At 32.6% G+C, this 20,454-nt stretch carries 16 protein-coding genes and 1 riboswitch; of the genes, 1 reads left to right on the top strand and 15 read right to left on the bottom strand.

The window, feature by feature from the left end:
- Positions 1-37 precede the first annotated feature (37 nt).
- The 8 genes from purD to E4100_RS01080 form a co-directional block, all read right to left on the bottom strand.
- Positions 38-1,297, bottom strand: coding sequence for a phosphoribosylamine--glycine ligase (gene purD / locus E4100_RS01115; RefSeq protein WP_135269997.1), 1,260 nt, complete (start codon positions 1,295-1,297; stop codon positions 38-40).
- Positions 1,298-1,307: 10 nt separating this feature from the next.
- Positions 1,308-2,840: a bifunctional phosphoribosylaminoimidazolecarboxamide formyltransferase/IMP cyclohydrolase gene (purH, locus tag E4100_RS01110; protein WP_135269995.1), complete on the bottom strand. Its 1,533-nt coding sequence runs from the start codon at positions 2,838-2,840 to the stop codon at positions 1,308-1,310.
- Entirely contained in the window at positions 2,812-3,468 is a 657-nt protein-coding gene (gene purN, locus E4100_RS01105; protein ID WP_135269994.1) for a phosphoribosylglycinamide formyltransferase, read from the bottom strand. The genes purH and purN overlap by 29 nt, the downstream gene beginning before the upstream one ends.
- Positions 3,459-4,490, bottom strand: coding sequence for a phosphoribosylformylglycinamidine cyclo-ligase (gene purM / locus E4100_RS01100; protein WP_135269992.1), 1,032 nt, complete (start codon positions 4,488-4,490; stop codon positions 3,459-3,461). Before purM ends, purN begins: the two co-directional genes overlap by 10 nt.
- Positions 4,491-4,492: 2 nt before the next feature.
- Positions 4,493-5,845, bottom strand: coding sequence for an amidophosphoribosyltransferase (gene purF, locus E4100_RS01095; protein WP_209315201.1), 1,353 nt, complete (start codon positions 5,843-5,845; stop codon positions 4,493-4,495).
- A gap of 14 nt (positions 5,846-5,859) precedes the next feature.
- Positions 5,860-6,342: a 5-(carboxyamino)imidazole ribonucleotide mutase gene (gene purE / locus E4100_RS01090; protein WP_135269989.1), complete on the bottom strand. Its 483-nt coding sequence runs from the start codon at positions 6,340-6,342 to the stop codon at positions 5,860-5,862.
- A 13-nt stretch (positions 6,343-6,355) separates the two neighbouring features.
- Positions 6,356-10,078: a phosphoribosylformylglycinamidine synthase gene (locus E4100_RS01085; RefSeq protein WP_135269987.1), complete on the bottom strand. Its 3,723-nt coding sequence runs from the start codon at positions 10,076-10,078 to the stop codon at positions 6,356-6,358.
- 168 nt (positions 10,079-10,246) lie between these two features.
- Entirely contained in the window at positions 10,247-10,951 is a 705-nt protein-coding gene (locus E4100_RS01080; protein WP_135269985.1) for a phosphoribosylaminoimidazolesuccinocarboxamide synthase, read from the bottom strand.
- A gap of 136 nt (positions 10,952-11,087) precedes the next feature.
- Positions 11,088-11,189, bottom strand: a riboswitch (purine riboswitch).
- Positions 11,190-11,300: 111 nt separating this feature from the next.
- On the opposite strand from E4100_RS01080, the gene E4100_RS01075 reads away from it, so the two are divergent.
- Complete coding sequence (locus tag E4100_RS01075) at positions 11,301-12,275, top strand: 2-hydroxyacid dehydrogenase (protein ID WP_209315200.1); 975 nt, start codon at positions 11,301-11,303, stop codon at positions 12,273-12,275.
- 37 nt (positions 12,276-12,312) lie between these two features.
- On the opposite strand, the gene E4100_RS01070 is transcribed toward E4100_RS01075, so the two are convergent.
- The 7 genes from E4100_RS01070 to E4100_RS01040 form a co-directional block, all read right to left on the bottom strand.
- Positions 12,313-13,278, bottom strand: coding sequence for an ABC transporter permease (locus tag E4100_RS01070; RefSeq protein WP_135269981.1), 966 nt, complete (start codon positions 13,276-13,278; stop codon positions 12,313-12,315).
- Positions 13,275-14,456: an ABC transporter permease gene (locus E4100_RS01065; protein ID WP_135269980.1), complete on the bottom strand. Its 1,182-nt coding sequence runs from the start codon at positions 14,454-14,456 to the stop codon at positions 13,275-13,277. The genes E4100_RS01070 and E4100_RS01065 overlap by 4 nt, the downstream gene beginning before the upstream one ends.
- The gene (locus E4100_RS01060) at positions 14,446-15,972 is read right to left on the bottom strand and encodes an ABC transporter ATP-binding protein (protein ID WP_135270178.1); all 1,527 of its coding nucleotides are present in this window, start codon (positions 15,970-15,972) and stop codon (positions 14,446-14,448) included. The genes E4100_RS01065 and E4100_RS01060 overlap by 11 nt, the downstream gene beginning before the upstream one ends.
- A gap of 225 nt (positions 15,973-16,197) precedes the next feature.
- Positions 16,198-17,337 carry a BMP family lipoprotein gene (locus tag E4100_RS01055; RefSeq protein ID WP_135269978.1) on the bottom strand — a complete coding sequence of 380 codons (1,140 nt, stop codon included), beginning with the start codon at positions 17,335-17,337 and terminating at the stop codon, positions 16,198-16,200.
- A gap of 191 nt (positions 17,338-17,528) precedes the next feature.
- On the bottom strand, positions 17,529-17,762 hold the full coding sequence (locus E4100_RS01050; protein WP_135269977.1) for a thioredoxin family protein: 234 nt from the start codon (positions 17,760-17,762) through the stop codon (positions 17,529-17,531).
- Positions 17,763-17,773: 11 nt separating this feature from the next.
- Positions 17,774-18,772 carry a permease gene (locus tag E4100_RS01045; protein WP_245196334.1) on the bottom strand — a complete coding sequence of 333 codons (999 nt, stop codon included), beginning with the start codon at positions 18,770-18,772 and terminating at the stop codon, positions 17,774-17,776.
- A 108-nt stretch (positions 18,773-18,880) separates the two neighbouring features.
- Entirely contained in the window at positions 18,881-20,401 is a 1,521-nt protein-coding gene (locus E4100_RS01040; RefSeq protein ID WP_135269975.1) for a hypothetical protein, read from the bottom strand.
- Positions 20,402-20,454: the final 53 nt, after the last annotated feature.

Below are 20,454 nucleotides of genomic sequence, written 5' to 3'. Positions count from 1 at the left end.
ATATCATAAAGAAAAAATATATTAAAATATAAAATACCTACAAAAAGAAAGATTTTCCTATGTCCTTTCGATACTGCATTTTATTGAAATTAATTTTTTTAATCTCTTCATAAACCTTTTCAATAGCTTTACTTATTTCATCAACACACCCAATTGTTAAAACTCTCCCACCATTTGTTAAAAGCTTCCCATCAATTCTTTTAGTTCCATTGTGAAACACGTATACATCATTATCCACCTTTTCTATTCCACTTATTTCATATCCTTTTACATATTCTTTTGGATAACCTCCAGATGTTAGAACTACAGCAACAGATGGTCTTTCATCCCATATTAAAGATTCTGCTATTAATTTGCCTTCAATTGCGTCAATTATTATCTTTGCTAGATCCGATTTTAATCTGGGTAATACTACCTCTGTTTCCGGATCTCCAAATCTTACATTAAATTCCAATACATAAGGAGTAGAATTGCAAATCATAAATCCAATAAATAGTATCCCTGTATAATCAAATCCATATTTTTCGAAGCCATTTTCGATTTTTCTTATTATATTATTATCTATTATTGTCTTGAATCCATCTGTAAATAGTGGGCTTGGCGAATATGCCCCCACTCCACCGGTATTTGGTCCTAAATCATCGTCATATATTTTCTTGTAATCTTTTGCACTTTCCATTGGATATATTTTATTGTGAGATACAAAACACATTAGTGAAGCTTCAATTCCATCTAAATACTCTTCTATGATTACTTTTTCACCTTGAGATCCAAATACTTTATCTATAAAAATGCTCTTCAAATTTTGGACTGCTTCTTCCTCATTTTCACAAATGGTTACACCTTTCCCTAAGCAAAGCCCATCAGCCTTTATAACCAATGGATAATTAAATTGATTCAATCCCTCTATTGCCTTTTCATAATTGTAATAAGTTTTATATTTCGCGGTAGGAATACCATTGTCAATTAGAAATTTCTTACAAAAGTCTTTGCTTGCTTCAAGTTGTGCACACTTAGAGTCTGGTCCAAATACCACTAAATTTTCTTCTTTAAATTCATCGACAATTCCTTTAGCTAGTGGATCTTCAGGCCCTACTATGGTTAAATCTATACTATTGTCAATAGAAAATTTTTTTAAATTATCTATGTCTAAAGAATCTATCTCTACATTTTCGGCAAGTGCTAAAGTTCCACCATTCCCAGGTGCACAATAAATTTTATCAACTATCTCTGAATCTGATAGTTTTCTTATGATTGCGTGCTCTCTACCACCACTTCCCACAACTAAAACTTTCATCTCACACCTCCTAATGCTTGAAATGTCTAATCCCCGTAAATACCAATGCGATATTATTTTTATCAGCTTCTTCTATTACTTCTTTATCTCTGATTGAGCCACCTGGTTCGATTATTGCTGTCACACCGTGCTGTGCTAATAATTTTATTGAGTCATCGAATGGAAAAAATCCATCAGAAGCTAAAACAGAATTTTCAGTATTCCCTTTTGCTTTTTTTAAAGCAGATTCAACTGCAAAATATCTATTTACATCTCCGAGTCCGATTCCAAGAGATGTTTTGTCTTTAGCTAGTACAACGCCATTTGAGTTTATGTATTTAGAAATAATCCACGCAAAATTCATATCATCAAGTTCTCTTTGGGTTGGCTTTCTTTTACTCACTACTTCTAATTCACCATTAAATAGCAAATTATCTTTTTCTTGATATAATAGCCCTCCATTTATTGCTTTAAAAGTCATTTTGTCTTTCTTGAATTCATTTAATTTATCTATTTCTATCAACCTTATGTTTTTCTTCTTTTGTAGTATTTCAAGTGCTTTTGAGGTAAATGAAGGTGCTAGTATTATCTCTAGAAAAATCTCTGATAATTTACTGGCTAGTTTCTTATCCACTTCTTTATTTAAGCCGACTATACCTCCAAATATTGATTCAGTATCGGCGTTATATGCGTTTAAATAAGCTGTATATATATCATGTGATGAACTAATTCCACAGGGGTTACCGTGTTTTATAGCTACAGCTGTAGGTTCATCAAACTCAGTTAATAGTTCCAGTAAAGCATTCGCATCAAATATGTTGTTATATGACATCTCTTTGCCATGAAGTTTCTTAGCATTTATTGTATTTGGTATATTTTGTATACTTTTTTCATATAGTGCTGCTTTTTGATGTGGATTTTCTCCATATCGAAGATCGCTGTTTTTCTTATAGCCTATTGTGAGATGTTTAGGAAATAATGTAGAATTTGTATTATTAAAATAGTCTGCAACCAAGCTATCATAATATGCAGTATATGAATAAGCTTTCCCTGCTAGTTTTTTTCTAGTTTCTAAAGTAGTATCCCCAAATTTCTCTATCTCCTCTATTACAATCTCATAATCCTCATGATCAAATATCACAGTTACAAATTTAAAATTTTTACTTGCAGCTCTAAGCATTGAAGGACCGCCTATATCTATGTTTTCAATGATCTCTTCTTCAGTTAACCCTTCTTTTTTCATGGTTTCTTCGAATGGGTAAAAATTATTGACGACCATATCTATTTTGCATAATCCGTATTCATTTACGGTTTCTAAATCCTTCTCATTATCTCTCCTGTATAAGATACCTCCGTGTAAAATTGGGTTTAAAGTCTTTACCCTCCCATCCAATATTTCGGGAAATTTAGTTATTTCATTTATTTCAATGACAGGTATACCTGCTTTTTTAAGTTCTTTGTACGTTCCTCCAGTGGATATTATTTCCCAACCAAATTCTATTAACTTTTCTGAAAATCCAACAATTCCTTGTTTATCATATACGCTTATCAATGCTCTTTTCATCTTTATCTCCTTTTTTTATAACTCTTCTGCCAATGACTTTCAATTCATCATTGCATAGCTTTTTAAGTGACGATACTAGTATTTCATGTTCTATTACTAATACTTTTTGTTGTAAACTCTTTGCTGTATCAAAATCGTCGACATCCACTGCTCTTTGTTCAATAATTGGGCCTGTGTCAGCATTTTCATCAACAAAATGGACAGTAGCTCCTGTCACTTTAACACCGTATTCAATTGCTTTTTCATGCACTTTTATTCCGTAATATCCTTTGCCACAAAAGCTAGGGATTAGTGATGGATGAATGTTGATTATCCTATTTTTGTACTGCATCACTAAATCTTTAGAGAGTATTTTTAAAAAACCTGCTAAGACAACAAAATCTATCTCTTCTTTATTAAATATCTCTAATAATTTTTCGCTATATTCTTCGCAAGTTAAATCTCTTGTACTTATAAACATATTTTTAATCCCTTGTTTTTCAGCTCTTACAAGACCGTAAGCATCTTTGTTGTTCGATATTACAATTTTAATCTCTGCATTTAATTTCTTTTGTAAAATAGCATCGATTATTACTTGTAAATTTGTACCTGAACCAGATATTAACACAGCTATTTTTTTTACAGGCATAAATCTATGCCTCTCTCTCCTTCTATGATTTCACCAACTATATAAATTTTTTCGCTCCTTGATTCATACTGAGATATTATGTTATTTGCTATTTCTCTGTCTAAAACCATCACTAAGCCAATTCCCATATTAAAAGTCCTATACATTTCTTTAATTTCAATTTCCCCAAGTTTTTGTATATACTGAAATACTGCTGGTGTGCTAAATTCACTCATATTTATCACAGCCCTTAACCCATCTTTTAACATTCTTGGAATATTCTCATAGAAACCGCCACCAGTTATATGGCTCATTGCTTTAATTTCATAATTTTTCAGCAAATCTAGTACTTCTTTTACATATATTCTAGTTGGTGTAAGTAACTCTTCGCCTAATGTTTTGCCGAATTCTTCTATATAGTCATCAACTTTATACTTGTTGTCTTCGAAAAATAATTTTCTGATGAGAGAAAACCCATTGCTGTGTACGCCTGATGAAGGCAGTCCCAAAATAATATCCCCTGGTTTGATGTTTTCTCCTGTAATTATTTTTTGTTTATCTACTACACCAACACAAAATCCAGCTATGTCATATTCTCCATTTGAATAAAACCCTGGCATTTCAGCGGTTTCCCCACCTATCAACGCACAAGTGCTATCTAAACACCCTTTTGCAACTCCTGATACTATCTGTGCCATCTTTTCAGGAATCAATTTCCCAGTAGCTATATAATCAAGGAAGAACAACGGTTTTGCTCCTTGGCATAAAATATCATTCGCGCACATGGCAACACAGTCTATCCCCACTGTATCATGTTTATCCATCATAAATGCTAATTTTAATTTAGTGCCAACTCCATCTGTTCCAGACACTAAAACTGGATTTTTAAACTCATTAACATCAAGCTCAAAAATCCCAGAAAATCCTCCTAATTCTGAAAGCACACCCTTTGTATATGTTTTCTTAACTATATCTTTCAACAAATCGACTTCTTTATTTGCAGCATCTACGTCAACTCCTGATGCTTTGTAATCAATAGGCATTCTTATTCCCCCTTTGATCTTTCTATTGGATATTCACCAGTAAAACATCCCGTGCAAAATCCATTGTTTCCTCCAGCAGCTTCAACTAATCCGCGAAGAGAAATAAAATACAGAGAATCTGCGTTTATAGCTTTTCTGATCTCTTCAATTGTCAAGTAATTTGCTATTAGATTTTCTTCATTTGGAGTATCTACTCCTAAAAAGCAACTGTATTTTACAGGTGGTGAAGCAATCCTTACATGTACGCTTTTAGCTCCTGCATTTCTTAACATCTCCACAGTCCTTTTAATTGTCGTTCCCCTGACAATTGAATCATCTACTAATATTAAATCTTTATCTTTTATATTTGAAGTTAAGGGGTTTAATTTTATTCTTACTCCTTCTTCTCTGATGTCTTGAGTTGGTTCAATAAAAGTTCTTCCAATATATCTATTTTTGATTATCCCTTCAGTATATGGTATTTTAGATTTCTTAGAATAACCTATTGCTGCAACTGTTCCTGAATCAGGGGCTCCAATGACTATATCAGCCTTTGTGGGACACTCTGCATATAAAATCTCACCTGCATTAAATCTTGATGAATATACATATCTATTATCTATGTAGCTATCAGGCCTTGCTAGATAAACTAGTTCAAATATGCATAATGCTTTTTTTTCGCTTAAAAGCATCTCACTTCTGAGCCCCTTATTGTCGACAATCACAATTTCACCAGGATCACAGTCCCTTATAAATTCCCCACCAATACATTCAATAGCACATGTTTCTGAAGAAAAGATAAAGTCATCCCCTATTTTCCCAATAGAAAGTGGTCTTATTCCATGTGAATCTCTCACAGAGATCAATGAATCTTTAGTCATTATAATCAGTGAGAAAGATCCCTTTACTTCGTTTAATGCCTTTTTTATCGCATCAATCAAACTATCTTTATGATATTTTGCAATCAATGAAGCAATCACTTCTACAGCTAAATCAGTTTGAAATAAATGACCATTTTCTTCAAGCATTTCTCTTAATTCTTTATAATTAGCTAATGCTCCATCCATGCATATTGAAAGTGCGCCATTTTTGTAACCAACTACTAAAGGCTCTGCATTTACTTTGGATTTTTTCTCAGAATATGATGCATACCTCACTTGCCCTATTGCAATATTCCCAATAAGTCTATTTATCACATCGCTTGTAAACACATCCCCTACTAGCCCTAAATTCTTTTCGTAATCGATAAATCCATTGTTATTTATTGAGATGCCCGTACTTGCCTGGCCTCTATGCTGTAATGCATAAAGGCCGTAATATATATAGTTTGAAACTTTTTGATTGTCCTTACTAAAAACTCCTATTATACCACTCAAAAAAAGACCCCCTATTAATTTTCCCTAAATTCTTTATCATTTTTAATTGTCTCTGATTCTATCTTTTCTTTGTGAGCTTTCAATTTTTCTCTCAATGATATATTGCCAATTGACAAAATCTCTGCTGCCAATATCCCTGCGTTATAACCCCCATCAATTGCAACTGTCGCAACTGGCACTCCCTTAGGCATTTGTACTGTGGAAAGAAGGGAATCTAGTCCATCTAAAGTAGATGATTTTGCTGGCACACCTATTACAGGTAGAATCGTTATACTCGCCAATACACCTGCTAAATGTGCAGCTTTTCCTGCAATTGCTATTACCAAATCAAATCCATTTTCTTCTAACTTTTCTGCAAAATCAAAAGCAATCTTTGGCGTTCTATGAGCTGATATCACTCTCAATTCATTTTCTATATCAAAATTATCCAATACTTCTTTTGCATCCATAGCTATTTTTTTATCTGATATGCTTCCCATAACAATTGCAACTTTCAAGTATATCCCTCCATTATTTATAGTAATTTACTCCTGATTCAAATATCTTATGTTTACCTTTTATGTCAATATTTTTGTAAATCCCATCACCGATTCTATCAATAGAAGACACTGTCCCTAATATTCGTCCATCAGGGCTAGTCATAGATTCAATTGCGTATTCGGATCCTGTTGGATTGTAAAGTCCATCGTAAGTTGCATATCCATTTTTTACAAATTGTGTTGATATTTGCCCTTTATCTATTAAATTTTTGTTATTATTTAAGAAAACCCTTCCTTCTTTTGTAGCAACAGGTACTGTGTACTCATGACCAATCTTCATTTCATTAAACCATGGTGATAATTTAGAGGTTACTTTCACATCAACGAAGTTTGAGTAAAAATCTCCTGAATAATTGTAAATGATCGATGGTGATAATTCATTCTCCTTAACAAATTTTCCATGTTCAATGAGTCCAAGTTTAATTAGAGCATTGAATCCTGAACCTATGCCTAGGATCAATCCGTCTTTTTTATACAGCAATTCATAGACCGATTCTTTCAAATACTCATCATCAAATATTACTTTTAATAATTTTGCTGCTGTTTCAGGTTCGTTTCCTAAAAAATATCCGTTTGCTAACCCAAGTATTTGAGTTTCTTTAATTAAATTTGACAGTGTTCTAATAGATTTTTTTATTTCTTGAGTATTAAATGTTTTCAAAACAAATGTATTTACCACTGCTCCACATTCTTCAAATGAGCTGATCATATCATATTCTCCGTTTGTTCCTGTAAATACAGGAATCAATACTCTTGGTTTAGCAATTGTTTTAGTGGCTTTTATTGATGTTGAACCCATGTATTTTATATCAGATATCTCGCCATTTAAGTCTTCTTTTATAGGGAAGATTTCTTCTAAAACCCCTAAGTATACTTTTTTTAATTCAGCTAATTCAAGGTTTTCTTTGCCAATTGTGATGCTTTTTTCTTTTTGTGTATTTCCAATGACTCTATAGTTTAAAGAAGATATGTCTTCCTTATTGTCTGGTGAAATTTCTAATAAGATATTCCCGTATGACGGTATATACATATCATCAAACTCTTGGCTGAATTTAAACCCTATGTCATTACCTATGCACATTTCAAATATTGCTTTAGCAAATCCTCCATAGCCTATTACATTTGAAGAAAGCACTTTCTTTTCATCAACTAATTTTTTAATTAAGCTGTAATTGTACTTTAAACTATCTAGATCTACTAAATCATTTTCATCCCTTTTTAACATGACTTCAATTACTATGGAATCTGTTGCTTTAAATTCTTGAGAGATTATATTATCACTATTTTCAACACATACTGCAAAACTAAACAGTGAAGGTGCTACATTGATGTTTTCAAAGCTTCCGCTCATACTGTCTTTCCCACCTATGCTTGGAATCTCTAATTCTTTTTGTACTTTGTATGCTCCCAACAATGATGTAAAAGGTTTAGCCCATTTTTTAGGGTCTTCTCCTAGACTTTCATAGAATTCTTGAAAAGACAATCTTATTCTTTTGTAATCTCCGCCCATAGCTACTACTCTCGCTATTGAGTCAATCACAGCATAGTAACCTCCATGGAATGTACTCCACTTAGCTATTTTAGGATCATAACCACATGTCATTATAGAAGCGGTGCTTGTGTGTTTACCTATAACTGGAAGTTTTGCAGCCATTCCAACTTGAGGTGTCAACTTTTCTTTTCCCCCTAGTTGAACAGCAACTGCATTTTTGCCAATTGTATTGTCAAATCTTTCAATCAATCCCTTTTGAGAACAGCAATTCAAATCTTTTAAATTATCAATAAATCTTTCAGCATTCGTTTTGTCAGAATCCATTTTATTTAAAAACACTGAGTTTTCTTTTAAAGGAGATAACACATGAACTTTTGCTTTTTTCCTAACTCCATTTGTATCAAGAAAGCTTCTTTCCAAATCTACTATTAATTTATTTCTCCAAAGCATCTTCATTCGTTTTTCTTCTGTTACCTTTGCTATAACTGCTACTTCTAAATCCTCTTCTTCTGCTAATTTTTTAAATCTCTCCAAATCATTTTCATCTATAACTATTGCCATTCTTTCTTGAGACTCTGATAAAGCTATTTCTGTGCCATCCATTCCTTCGTACTTCGTAGGTACTTTGTCTAAATCTATTAACAGTCCATCTGCCAATTCTCCAACTGCTACAGCTACTCCACCAGCTCCAAAATCATTGCATCGTTTTATCATCTTTGAAACTTCTTCGTTTCTAAAAAGTCTCACTATTTTTCTTTCAGTTTGAGGATCTCCTTTTTGCACTTGTGCTCCCGCTGTGATCAAAGCATCTTTTTTCTGCTCGACTGAAGATCCAACAGCTGCTCCTAATCCATCTCTTCCAGTCTTCCCACCAACAAGTAATACAAGGTCATTGGGTTTAGGAACTCCTCTTCTTACCCAATCCTTTGGTGTTGCAGCAACTAAAGCACCTAATTCTAATCTCTTCGCTTCAAAACCATCATCATAAAATTCTTTGACATAGCCAGATGCACCGCCGATTTGATATGCATATGAGCTGTACCCCTCAACTGCCATTGTCGTGATTTTCCTTTGAGGAAGCTTACCTTGCAATGTAGCCTCAAATTTAGTTCTTGGATCTTTTGCTCCTGTAATTCTCATTGCTTGATAAACATAACCTCTTCCAGAAAGTGGATCTCTTATACCTCCCCCTAAACACGTAGCAGCTCCACCAAATGGCTCTATTTCAGTTGGATGATTATGTGTTTCATTTTTGAACATCAATAACCATTTCTCTTCTTCACCATCTACATCAACTTCAACTTCTATGCTTGCAGCATTTACTTCTTCTGAAATTTCTCTATCAGTTAGCTTACCGTTTTTTTCGATTTCTTTCATATTAATGGTAGCTAAATCCATTAAACATAAAGGTTTATCGTTGTTGTGAACGTATTGTCTTGACTTCATATATTCTTTGAGCACATCTTCAAATAAGCTTTTATAATCTCCATCTTCAAGCTTTATTTCAGTTATTTCCGATAAAAAAGTCTTGTGTCTACAGTGGTCTGACCAATAAGTATCGAGAATTTTAATTTCTGTAATTGTAGGTTCTTTCATAGTTTTTTTAAAGTAATCTTTTATGAATAAAAGATCCTCTAAGTCAAGCGCTAGGCTGTATTCATTCTTAAGTCTTATTAGTTCATCATCTGAGTAATTTGCAAAATCATTTATTATTTCAATCTCTTTAGCTTCTATTTCTTCTTTATCTTGAATTATTAGGTTAAGTGGAACTTCTTTAGAGTTTACTGGATTTATATAATACGATTTTAATTTAGAGAAGTCTTCATTTGACATGCCTTTTACCAAAATGATCTTTGATACTTTTACAGATGAATCTTTATATCCTAAGTATTTATTTATAAGTATTTCTGTGGCATTTTGTCTGGGATCAAATTGACCTTTATTGTATTCAAATCTAAAAGCTAATTCATCCTCTTTTAAATTCAATTCTCCATAATATATGTTGTCAATATTTGCTTCAAACAAAATTTTTTCTACTATCTTATTTAAGTTTTCTTCATCAATTTCAAATATGTCGTATACATTTAATACTGTTATATAGTCATATTTTTCTATACCAAGAAATTCAGCATCTTTTTTTAGCTTTTTAGCTTCTATATTGAAACTTTCTTTTTTTTCGATCATTATTCTATAATTTCCCATTTTTTAACCTCCTAAAATTTTAAGCCCAGGCGGGTAGGTCATCTGCGAAACCTACCCGCCTGGGCTTTTCTCCCTTCGGTGTAATGCCATATGGCATCTGTACCGCTTGGTCTCTAAAAAAAGATCCCTAGGTACACTTTCGGTGCATAAATATCAATATAATTTCTATTATTTACTCAACATTATCTTTTCAAGCGTCAATGGATCGATATATTTATCGCCCTTATATGCTCTCATATTTCCACCGGATACCTCATCAATCAATCCGATGTGATTTTCTATTGTTATTCTCCCAAATTCAAATTTTATGTCATATAGTTCTATGCCTTTTTTGGATAATTCTTCTTTTACAATTTCTGCTATTTCAATAGCCATGGCTTTCACTTTACTTAACTCTTCTTTGTTCATAATGTTTAATATGAGGAGAGCATCCTCAGTTATTAGAGGGTCGTCTCTCAAATCATCTTTTAAAGTGAATTCGACATATGGCCCTATCTTAGCCCCTTCTTCAACATATAATGCATATCTTTTATAAAAGCTTCCCACTGCTCTATATCTAACTATTACCTCTACACCTTTCCCGAACAGTTGAGCAGGTAAAACTGTCATAGTGTTACTGTCAATATCCGATGAGATAAAATGTGTGGGTATTCCTTTTTTATTGAAAAGTTCAAAAAAGTAAGTGCTTAACTTAAGCCCGGACTTGCCTGCCCCTTCAATAGTAAGCCCAACTTTATTTGCTCCTGGATCGAATACACCGTCTTCTCCTGTTACATCATCTTTGAATTTTAGAATATAATTTCCGTTCTCTAATTTGTAGACATCTTTTGTTTTACCGGAGTACACTAAATCAGCATTTCTTAAATTAACCATAAAAGACCTCCTTAAAATATTAGTAAAAAATATAGCCCAGGTGGGTAGGTCATATGCGAAACCTACCCGCCTGGGCTTTTATCCCTCCGGTGTAATGTCTAAAGACATCTGTACCGCTTGGTCTCTAAAAAAGATCCCTAGGTACACTTTCGCTCATAGACAAATGATTATCGGTCATTTCGTAGAAACATCCCAACCTTATTATGGGATTTATATGAGCTATATTTCTTATTTCAAATTGAGTGTACCAGTTTTTCTTATAGGTGTCAATGGTATAGTAAATTTTTTGTTTAATTTAATTATATTGAAGGGTATCTATACAATAATAATGAAGAAAGGTCGTGTTAATTTGAAGCAAAATATATTAGTTAGTTTTAATCCAAACTCTAAGCAAAGAGAAATAATAGAGAATGAATTGTCGGAAAAAGCAAATATTTATTATTTGGAAAGTGACACAAATAGAACAGAAGCTATAGAAAAAGCAGATATAATATTTTCTTGGAATCCAATTCGAGAATTTGATGATGAAGAATACAAATACTTCGAAAATGTTAAATTGATGCAACTTTTGTCAGCAGGCGGCGATCACTTGCCATTTGAATTTTTTCCCAATAGCCTTATAGTCGCTGGAAATGTTGGTGCATATGCACAGGCAATGGCAGAACATGCACTGGCAATGGCGTTATCGCTATCTAAAAACTTATTTGTGAATCATCAAAAAATAAAAGAAGGAGTATTCGATCAATCAAGCCAAGGTAAACTTGTTCATGGAGCGAATTTCGCCATTATTGGATTTGGTGGTATTGGCAAGGAAATATACAAACTTCTTCAACCATTCGAGCCAAAAATTTATGCAATTAATACTAGCGGAAAAACTGATTTAAATGTTTTTTTTGCGGGTACTGTTGAGGATTTAAATTATGTATTGAGTAATGCTGATTTTATATTTATCACTATTCCTCTTACTCAAAAAACTAAAGGTATGATTGGGAAAACTGAATTAAATAATATGAAAGATGATGCAATATTAGTAAATGTAGCTCGTGGCGAAATTATAGATCAGAAAGATTTATATGATCACCTTTTAAGCCATCCTAAATTCAAAGCTGGTATTGACGCTTGGTGGATTGAGCCTTTTAGACATGGGGAGTTCAAAGTTGATTATCCTTTTGTAGAATTACCTAACGTCATAGGATCTCCTCACAACTCAGGCATGGTACCAGGTTCTATGCTAAAAGCTACAGAATTTGCAGTAAAAAATATCCTTGAATTTTTAAATGGGAATAAAATAAAGGGTGTATTTAACAGAGCAGAATATCTATAGAAGTAAAACACCTAAGCGATATCGCTTAGGTGTTTTACTATCTTTGAGCTTTGTCAAATGGTATTCCTTCCGCTTTTGGTGCTCGTGAATTCTTTGATGTTAGAGCTAATACTATAATTGTTGCAACGTATGGCATCATTTTATAATAATCAGTTGGTATATTTAAATTATCTAAGAAAGGAATCAAAGGTATAGAGTAAGCTAGTGTCCTTAAGAATGCAAAGAACAAAGCTGCAAACATGATTTTAATTGGCTGCCATTGTCCAAATATCATTACTGCTAACGCTAAAAATCCAAATCCTGCTACCCCATTATGACCATTTATATTTCCATCAGTTATTCCCACTGAGTAAAAATATCCTCCTATTCCTCCTAATATCCCGGAAATAGTAACGCCAATATATCTCATTTTAGATACATTTATACCCACTGAATCCGCTGCATGTGGATGCTCTCCGCAGGCTCTAAGTCTTAGCCCAAATTTAGTTTTATACAAAACTAGCGTCGATATAATTAGTATCAAAAATCCTATTAATACTGTTAAATAGGTGTTTTTGAAAAATAAATCACCTATAACTGGTATATTGCTCAAAACAGGAACTTCTCTGATAAAATACCTAACATTTGTAGTAATCCCATCACTATTAAAAAACATCTTTGAAATCAATAGTATCATTGCTGGCATCATCATGTTCATTGCCGTACCTACTATTACTTGATTTGCTTTCATTGTTACTGCAGCAAATGAAAGTAATTGAGCAAATACAGCTCCTGCAACAGCTGCCACTATCATACAAATCAATAGTACCATATATGGAGGTAGTCCCGAGCCTTGTATGTTATAAGCAAATAGCGCTCCTGCAAAAGCCCCTGCTAGCATCGTACCTTCAAGCCCTATATTTATTACCCCACTTCTTTCAGTAAACATACCGCCTAGCGCAACTAATAAAAGTGGTATAGATACAGGAAGCATATTTTGAACTAGATAGTAGATTGTATTCATTTTTCTGCCTCCTTATTAATAATATCATGTTCAATATCCTCAACTGGCTGAGTATCAGATTTGTCTTTTTCTTTTTTGTTTCTTCTTGTAAAAAATCCACCTAATGCAGAACTCATTATAGCAGCAAATGCTGAGAAGTAAATGATTACCGAAATTACTAAATCAATTATCTCAGGTTTATATCCTACTAAACTAGCTAGTGTTCCACCTCTTTGAATATATGATATAAATAGTGCAGAAAATATAGTTCCAATAGGATGAGAATTCCCAAGTAGTGCTACTGCAATTCCATTAAAACCATTTACAGCAATTACATTTATTGGTTCATAAGTCATACTGCTACCTGCTATTTCTGATGGTGCTAATATAGCAAAAGCTCCTCCTAATCCTGACAAAGCTCCTGCTATTACCATTGTTAAAATTATATTTCTTTTTCCATTCATACCTGCATATTCAGCTGCATGTTTATTATATCCAGTTGCTTTTAGTTCATACCCAAATGTAGTTTTTTGTAAAATTATATATAAAACTATCGCAATTAAGATTGCAAATATGACTCCAAAATTTACATTTGAGCCTGCTATACCTAATGATCTGATTTGAACATGTTGAGGTATATAATTTGTCCTTGTCATTGAAGGTATATACATAACTTCATTACTTCTAATTAACATATCCACTAAATACATCCCAATGTAGTTAGTCATAATAGAAGTAATTACTTCGTTGACATTTAGTAAAGATTTAAATATTCCAGGAATAAATCCCCACAGCATACCGCCAACCATCCCTGCAAGTATAGCTACTATCCAATGTATACTCGGAGGTAAATTAAACATGAATGCAACATATAAAGCAAAGAACATTCCCATGGTATACTGCCCTGACGCTCCGATATTAAATAAGCCCATTTTAAATGCAAACGCTACAGATAAACCTGTCATTAAAATTGGAGTTGCAAAATATAAAACATTTCCAAATCTGCTTAATCCACCTAAAAGGACATATCTAAATCCAGCTACTGCGTTGTTTGGATTTGCTAAAAGCATTACAATAAATCCAAACAATAACCCAATAACAATAGCCATCAAAGCAGAAGTAAATGATGAAAACCCTTTAATTTCATTGATCTTTTTCTTTTCTTTTGTTTTTGAATTCATATCATTTTTATCCTGCATTGTAAATCTCCTTTACATTGTCTCTTTTTGCACCTGACATGTACAATCCCAATTCCTCATCAGTTGTTTCTTTAGGGTCTAACTCTCCTACTATCTCGCCTTCATACATTACAAGTATTCTGTCACTAACATTTAGAACTTCATCTAATTCCAATGAAACTAAAAGTACAGCTTTCCCACTGTCTCTGCCTTCTACTAGCATTCTATGAATGTATTCTATAGCTCCAACATCTAGGCCTCTAGTAGGCTGAACTGCAACTAATAATTCATGATCCTTGTCCATTTCCCTAGCAATAATCGCTTTTTGTTGGTTACCACCAGACATACTTCTTACAACTGTGATTGGTCCTTGTCCACTTCTAATATCGAATTTATCGATTAATCTTAAAGCATATTTTCTAACTTCATCAAATTTTATAAACCCTTTGTTTTGAAATTGAGGTTGCCAATATCTTTGCAATACTAGATTTTCTTCCAAAGTATAATCCAACACAAGCCCATATTTTTGTCTATCTTCTGGTATGTGGCTAATACCTACTACAGACCTTTCTCTTATTGAGGCTTTCGATATGTCTTTACCACATAAATTGATACTCCCTGATGTCATTTTTTCAAGCCCAGTCAAAGCTTGAACTAATTCAGTCTGCCCGTTCCCATCAATACCTGCGATACACACAATCTCTCCTCTTCTTACATCAAAAGAAACATCTTTTACAGCATTATTTCTGTGAATCTTTGAAGGAACTGTCATATTTCTAATAGAAAGTACAACCTCTCCTGGTTGGCTTTCTTTTTTATCGACTTTAAGTGAAACTTCTCTACCTACCATCATTCTTGATAATTCTTCTTTAGTAGTGTCTTTTATCTCAACTGTTCCCATGCACTTTCCTTTTCTAAGTACGGTGCATCTATCCGCTACTTCCATTATTTCATTCAATTTGTGCGATATGAATAATATAGATTTTCCTTCTTTTGCTAAATCTCTCATTATTTGCAATAATTCAGCTATTTCTTGAGGTGTCAAAACAGCAGTTGGCTCATCAAATATTAATATCTCATTATCTCGATAAAGCATCTTTAGTATCTCTACTCTTTGTTGCATACCAACAGATATGTCTTCTATGACTGCGTCTGGATCAACTTTAAGTCCGTATCTTTCACTTAAATCTACTACTTTCTCTCTAGCTTCATCCATATCTAAAAATCCATTCTTTGTGGGTTCTACTCCAAGTATAATATTTTCTAGAACTGTAAAAACCTCAACTAATCTAAAATGTTGGTGAACCATTCCAATTCCTAAATCGTTTGCATCATTCGGATTGTTGATTTTTACTACTTTCCCATTTTTCCTGATTTCGCCTTTTTCTGGTTGATAAAGTCCAAATAAAACACTCATCAAAGTTGATTTACCAGCTCCATTTTCACCCAACAGTGCGTGTATCTCTCCTTTTCTAAGTCTTAGGGTGATATTATCATTAGCGACTATTCCAGGAAATTCTTTAGTGATATTGAGCATTTCTATTATATAGTTTTCATTTTCCACATCTTTCACCCTTTACGCAATTCATATTTTTTCTAACGACAAATAGTGCCAAATTACTTAGACGATAATCTTTAATTATCGGGGCACTCTCAAATATTAAGTTATTTTTATTTTTTCTATTAGAAAAAACAGGGGAAAACTTTCGCCTTCCCCTTTTCTTACAATTGAAGTCTAAACGTAAATCTAAACGATTAAGTATTATCTTGTTGTTACAACAACTTTTACTAATCCTAAACCTTGAGTTAATTCTTCTGCTGTCGCATATCCTGTTGGATCTGCTACCTCAATCGTACGAATAATTTCAATTTCATTATTCTTTAATTGTGCAAATATAGCATCATATTGTTCTTTTGTAAATTTCTCAAATCTGTCAAATGCATCAGCATTTTCATCACCAATTACAGTTGTTGGAAGACCAACACCGTCATTTGCAGCATTAAATACTGTTGTCTTACCTGCATAATTTTCCCAACTATCAGTTTTGTAGATTGCTTCAAGTACACTTTGTACTGATGCAGCTAAACCTTTTGTAGCTGATGTAATAACTGTTTCACTATCATATCTTTGATCAACGTCAACACCTATAACTTTTGCGCCTGCTTCTTGTGCTGCAGACATTACACTCTTACCTACAGAACCACCACAAGCAAATATAACCTCTACACCTTCTTGATACATTGTCTTTGCAGTAGCTTTGTTAGTATCATTTTCTTCGAAATTACCGGTGTAGTGATAAGTAACTTCAACTGAACCGTCTGGTAATCCCAATTCATTAGCAGCATATTCAGCGCCTTGTAGGAATCCATATCCAAAAGCTTGAACTGCAGGTACTGCCATACCACCCATGAATCCTAATTTTGTCATTCCATCCATAACTGCTGCATAACCTGCTAAGAAGCCTGATTGCTCTTCAGCATACATTATACTTGCAACATTTGAATTAGTTTTAAAGTCTGTATAATCTGCATTGTGTGGTGCACCATCAAGTAATATAAATTTAACTTCTGGATATTTGTCTTGTGCTTGATAAACAGGAACTTCAAACAAGAATCCTGGAGTTACTATAACTTTCGCTCCACCTTGAACTGCAAGATCAATTGCTGCTAAATAGCCAGCATCGGATGCTTCTTCAGGTTTGATGTAAGTATGTGAAATATTGTTAGCTTCGGCAAAAGCTTTTACACCTTCCCAAGAACCTTGGTTAAATGACTTGTCATCAATATTCCCTTTATCTGTAATTAATGCAATTTCAGCACCTTCGCTTCCACCTGAACTACATCCAGCTAAGCTAGCAATTAACAATACCATTGACATTGCAATTACTAAAAATTTCTTCATTGGTCTATTCCCCCTTAATATTTAGATAGTGACGTCTTAGCTTTATTATATCTAAATACCAAAGCGTTTTCAAGATTTATTTAATAAGCTACTTTGTGTAAATTTAACATAAATCCAAATATATTTTTGTTGATGTTTTATATCTTTTATTGTTTCCATCGATAATTTTTATTTTTAAGTCATTTTTTCAATCATTTGGAGAGCATTTCTTTTATTTCTTCTTTTTTTAACACTTTCCCTTTAGAAATTACTTTTTCATCAATAACTAATGCCGGAGTTGTCATGACCCCATATTTCGCAATTTCCTTAAAATCAGTAACTTTAATTACTTCTGCAACCAAACCCATTTCTTCCAATGCCTTTTTTGTATTTTCTTCTAATTCATTGCATTTTTTACACCCTGAACCCAATATTTTAATTTCCATAATATCCTCCCCTATATAAATAAATATGATATAAAATTAAATGTGTAACCGATTATAATTATACCTACCGTAACTAATATTACAAAAATGCCAAGTAGTTTCTTTTTTACAACTTTCGAAAGCATTATCATCGAGGGTAGAGAAAGTGCTGTAACCGCCATCATAAATGAGAGCGCAGTCCCCAATCCAACTCCTTTGGCAACCAGCGCTTCTGCAATTGGCAAAGTCCCAAATATATCAGCATACATTGGAATACCAACAATCGTCGCTATTAGAACTGAATACCATTTGTCGTTGCCTAAAATGGCATTAATAACATTTTCTGGAATATAATTATGAATTAGTGATCCTATGAAAACTCCAATCAAAACATATTTCCAAACTCTTTTTACAATATCTTTCACTTGTTCCTTTGAAAAATCAATTCTATCTTTCACCTTAAGTTCATCAATATCCGAATCTAGCTGATTTGAAGCGTATGCAAATTCTTCAACGTATTTTTCCATGTGAAGTTTATCTATAATAGTGCCACCTATAACAGCTAATATAACTCCCACAATTACATATGCAATTGCAATTTTCCAGTTGAAAATGCTTGCAAGTAGTATAACTGAGGCTAGGTCTACCAATGGAGATGATATTAAAAACGAAAATGTAACTCCAAGAGGCAAGCCAGCACTTGTAAATCCTATGAACAGCGGAATTGATGAACAAGAGCAAAATGGTGTTACTGTCCCTAATAATGCAGCGAGAGTATTTGCTCCAATTCCATGAAATCTACCTAAGATCTTTTTAGTTCTCTCAGGCGGAAAGTAGCTTTGAACATATGATATTAAGAATATAAGTACAGACAATAAAATAAATATTTTAATTGAGTCATAAATAAAAAAATGAATACTAGCCCCAAGCCTTGAATTTATATCCAGATTGAATATGTTTACCACAAACTTTTCGACTAGATCTGAAAGCCATTCCATCTTTAAAATCTGATTATTTATCCAACTAAACAACTTATCCCCCCCTATACATAGAAATCTATCTATATATAATATAGTTTATTGATATCATATTGTCAAACAAAAAACAAAATAAAAGAAGATCCCAAAAAGGATCTTCTTCTAATATACTTCTCTAATATAGTCTTTTATTGTTGGAGTAATCGCTCCACCGCCAATACCTTCAACTAAAGTTAACATCCTATCAATCAGCTCTGAAAAATAGGTTTGTGGGTATTTCTGTTTTATCTCAATCAATTCGTCTTTATAATTAGTATCTATCTTATACTCAGATTTTTCAACACTTTCTTCATCATCATCTAAGAAAAGCAATGCATCAACATATACATTGTAAATATCTAAAACCTCGTTTAAAGCTTTTGAATAAGGAAATACCAGTCTGAAATTTTCTATCTCATTTAACCTTACTGCTATTTCACCTTTGTCTACTATAAGTATTTTGCTATCAGAAATTGGTTTATTATCAAATTGATTTTTAATTCTGATATAACTTAACATCTCATTTGTTAACATATCATTAAAAGAATTTAAGAAATAATCGTAATTTATTTTTAGCACAATTTTGTTATCAACGGATGAAATCATATACCCCTTCTTTATTTCTTCAACAATAAATTGATTAAATTTTTCATTACTAGTTAAATTTGATGCATTTTCTAAACTATCGAGATTTTTAAAAGTATCTTCTTTCAAAAAATCATTTAACTTATTTACACCATCAATATAAATATAGCTCGATAGTATTTTATTTCCATCATTCAGACTAGAGCTAAGCATGGATATATACTCATATAGCATATTAGAAAATTCATTTTTTGTAAGTTCTTTAGCTTTTATCTTTAAATCATCAACAGTCAATACACTATTATCCAGTGTAGTGTATTGTTGATTGTCAGCATTAATCTCATTATTTAAATTCTCTTTTTTAACTACTTCAGCTGAATCTTTCCCATCCCACTTATACCAAAGCACTATTTTAGAGTTCTCATCTTTGTTTCCTTCAGGATCTATGGTATAGATGTTGAAATTTAATACTCCGTCTCCATCAATATCATCTATTTCTACACTGTTATTGACAGAAAATAAATTTACTTTTCTTGGATTTATAGCGCTGACAAGTTTCCCATCTTCAATCAGATATACATACACAGCTGTCGTTTCTTCATTTGCTAAATTGCAAAATATTATTCCTTCTTTATCTTCACTAATTTTCCCAATTTGCAATTTTATATTTTCCTTATCGTACTTTATTTCTTCTTCATCTAATAAATAATATCCTTCTCCATCGTATGAATACACCAATAATTTACCAACATTTTCTTTTGAGTTCTCTTCATGTACATACATAATAATCTCATCTATACCATCACCATTTAAATCTCCGATATCATAATTTTCAAGATTTACATCCAAATTTTGATTTAATAGGTTTAAGTATTTTTCTATTATTTCCCTTGTTTCATCTTTACTCAAACTTTCTTTTGTAAGTGGCATATCTAATTCTTTTGGAAGTATACTATTCAATATATATTTATCACTATTTTCAGAATTTAATGTTTGACAGCCAGTTAAAATTGTTGAAGCAAAAACTATTAAACAAGTCAATAAAATTATCTTTTTCATTTTCAATCTCCCTTCTTTATTATTATACCTAAATGAATTTAAAATGTGTAACA

Origin of the sequence: Soehngenia longivitae, from assembly GCF_004684055.1 — a bacterium.
Lineage (GTDB): Bacteria > Bacillota > Clostridia > Tissierellales > Tissierellaceae > Soehngenia > Soehngenia longivitae.
This window is presented reverse-complemented; position numbering and strand designations above follow the sequence as displayed.

Bases quoted from the DNA above. Each gene is read 5' to 3' on its own strand.
- purD (WP_135269997.1), bottom strand. From the start codon at position 1,297: ATGAAAGTTTTAGTTGTGGGAAGTGGTGGTAGAGAGCACGCAATCATA.
- purH (WP_135269995.1), bottom strand. From the start codon at position 2,840: ATGAAAAGAGCATTGATAAGCGTATATGATAAACAAGGAATTGTTGGA.
- purN (WP_135269994.1), bottom strand. From the start codon at position 3,468: ATGCCTGTAAAAAAAATAGCTGTGTTAATATCTGGTTCAGGTACAAAT.
- purM (WP_135269992.1), bottom strand. From the start codon at position 4,490: ATGCCTATTGATTACAAAGCATCAGGAGTTGACGTAGATGCTGCAAAT.
- E4100_RS01085 (WP_135269987.1), bottom strand. From the start codon at position 10,078: ATGGGAAATTATAGAATAATGATCGAAAAAAAAGAAAGTTTCAATATA.
- E4100_RS01080 (WP_135269985.1), bottom strand. From the start codon at position 10,951: ATGGTTAATTTAAGAAATGCTGATTTAGTGTACTCCGGTAAAACAAAA.
- E4100_RS01070 (WP_135269981.1), bottom strand. From the start codon at position 13,278: ATGAATACAATCTACTATCTAGTTCAAAATATGCTTCCTGTATCTATA.
- E4100_RS01065 (WP_135269980.1), bottom strand. From the start codon at position 14,456: ATGCAGGATAAAAATGATATGAATTCAAAAACAAAAGAAAAGAAAAAG.
- E4100_RS01060 (WP_135270178.1), bottom strand. From the start codon at position 15,972: ATGCTCAATATCACTAAAGAATTTCCTGGAATAGTCGCTAATGATAAT.
- E4100_RS01055 (WP_135269978.1), bottom strand. From the start codon at position 17,337: ATGAAGAAATTTTTAGTAATTGCAATGTCAATGGTATTGTTAATTGCT.
- E4100_RS01050 (WP_135269977.1), bottom strand. From the start codon at position 17,762: ATGGAAATTAAAATATTGGGTTCAGGGTGTAAAAAATGCAATGAATTA.
- E4100_RS01040 (WP_135269975.1), bottom strand. From the start codon at position 20,401: ATGAAAAAGATAATTTTATTGACTTGTTTAATAGTTTTTGCTTCAACA.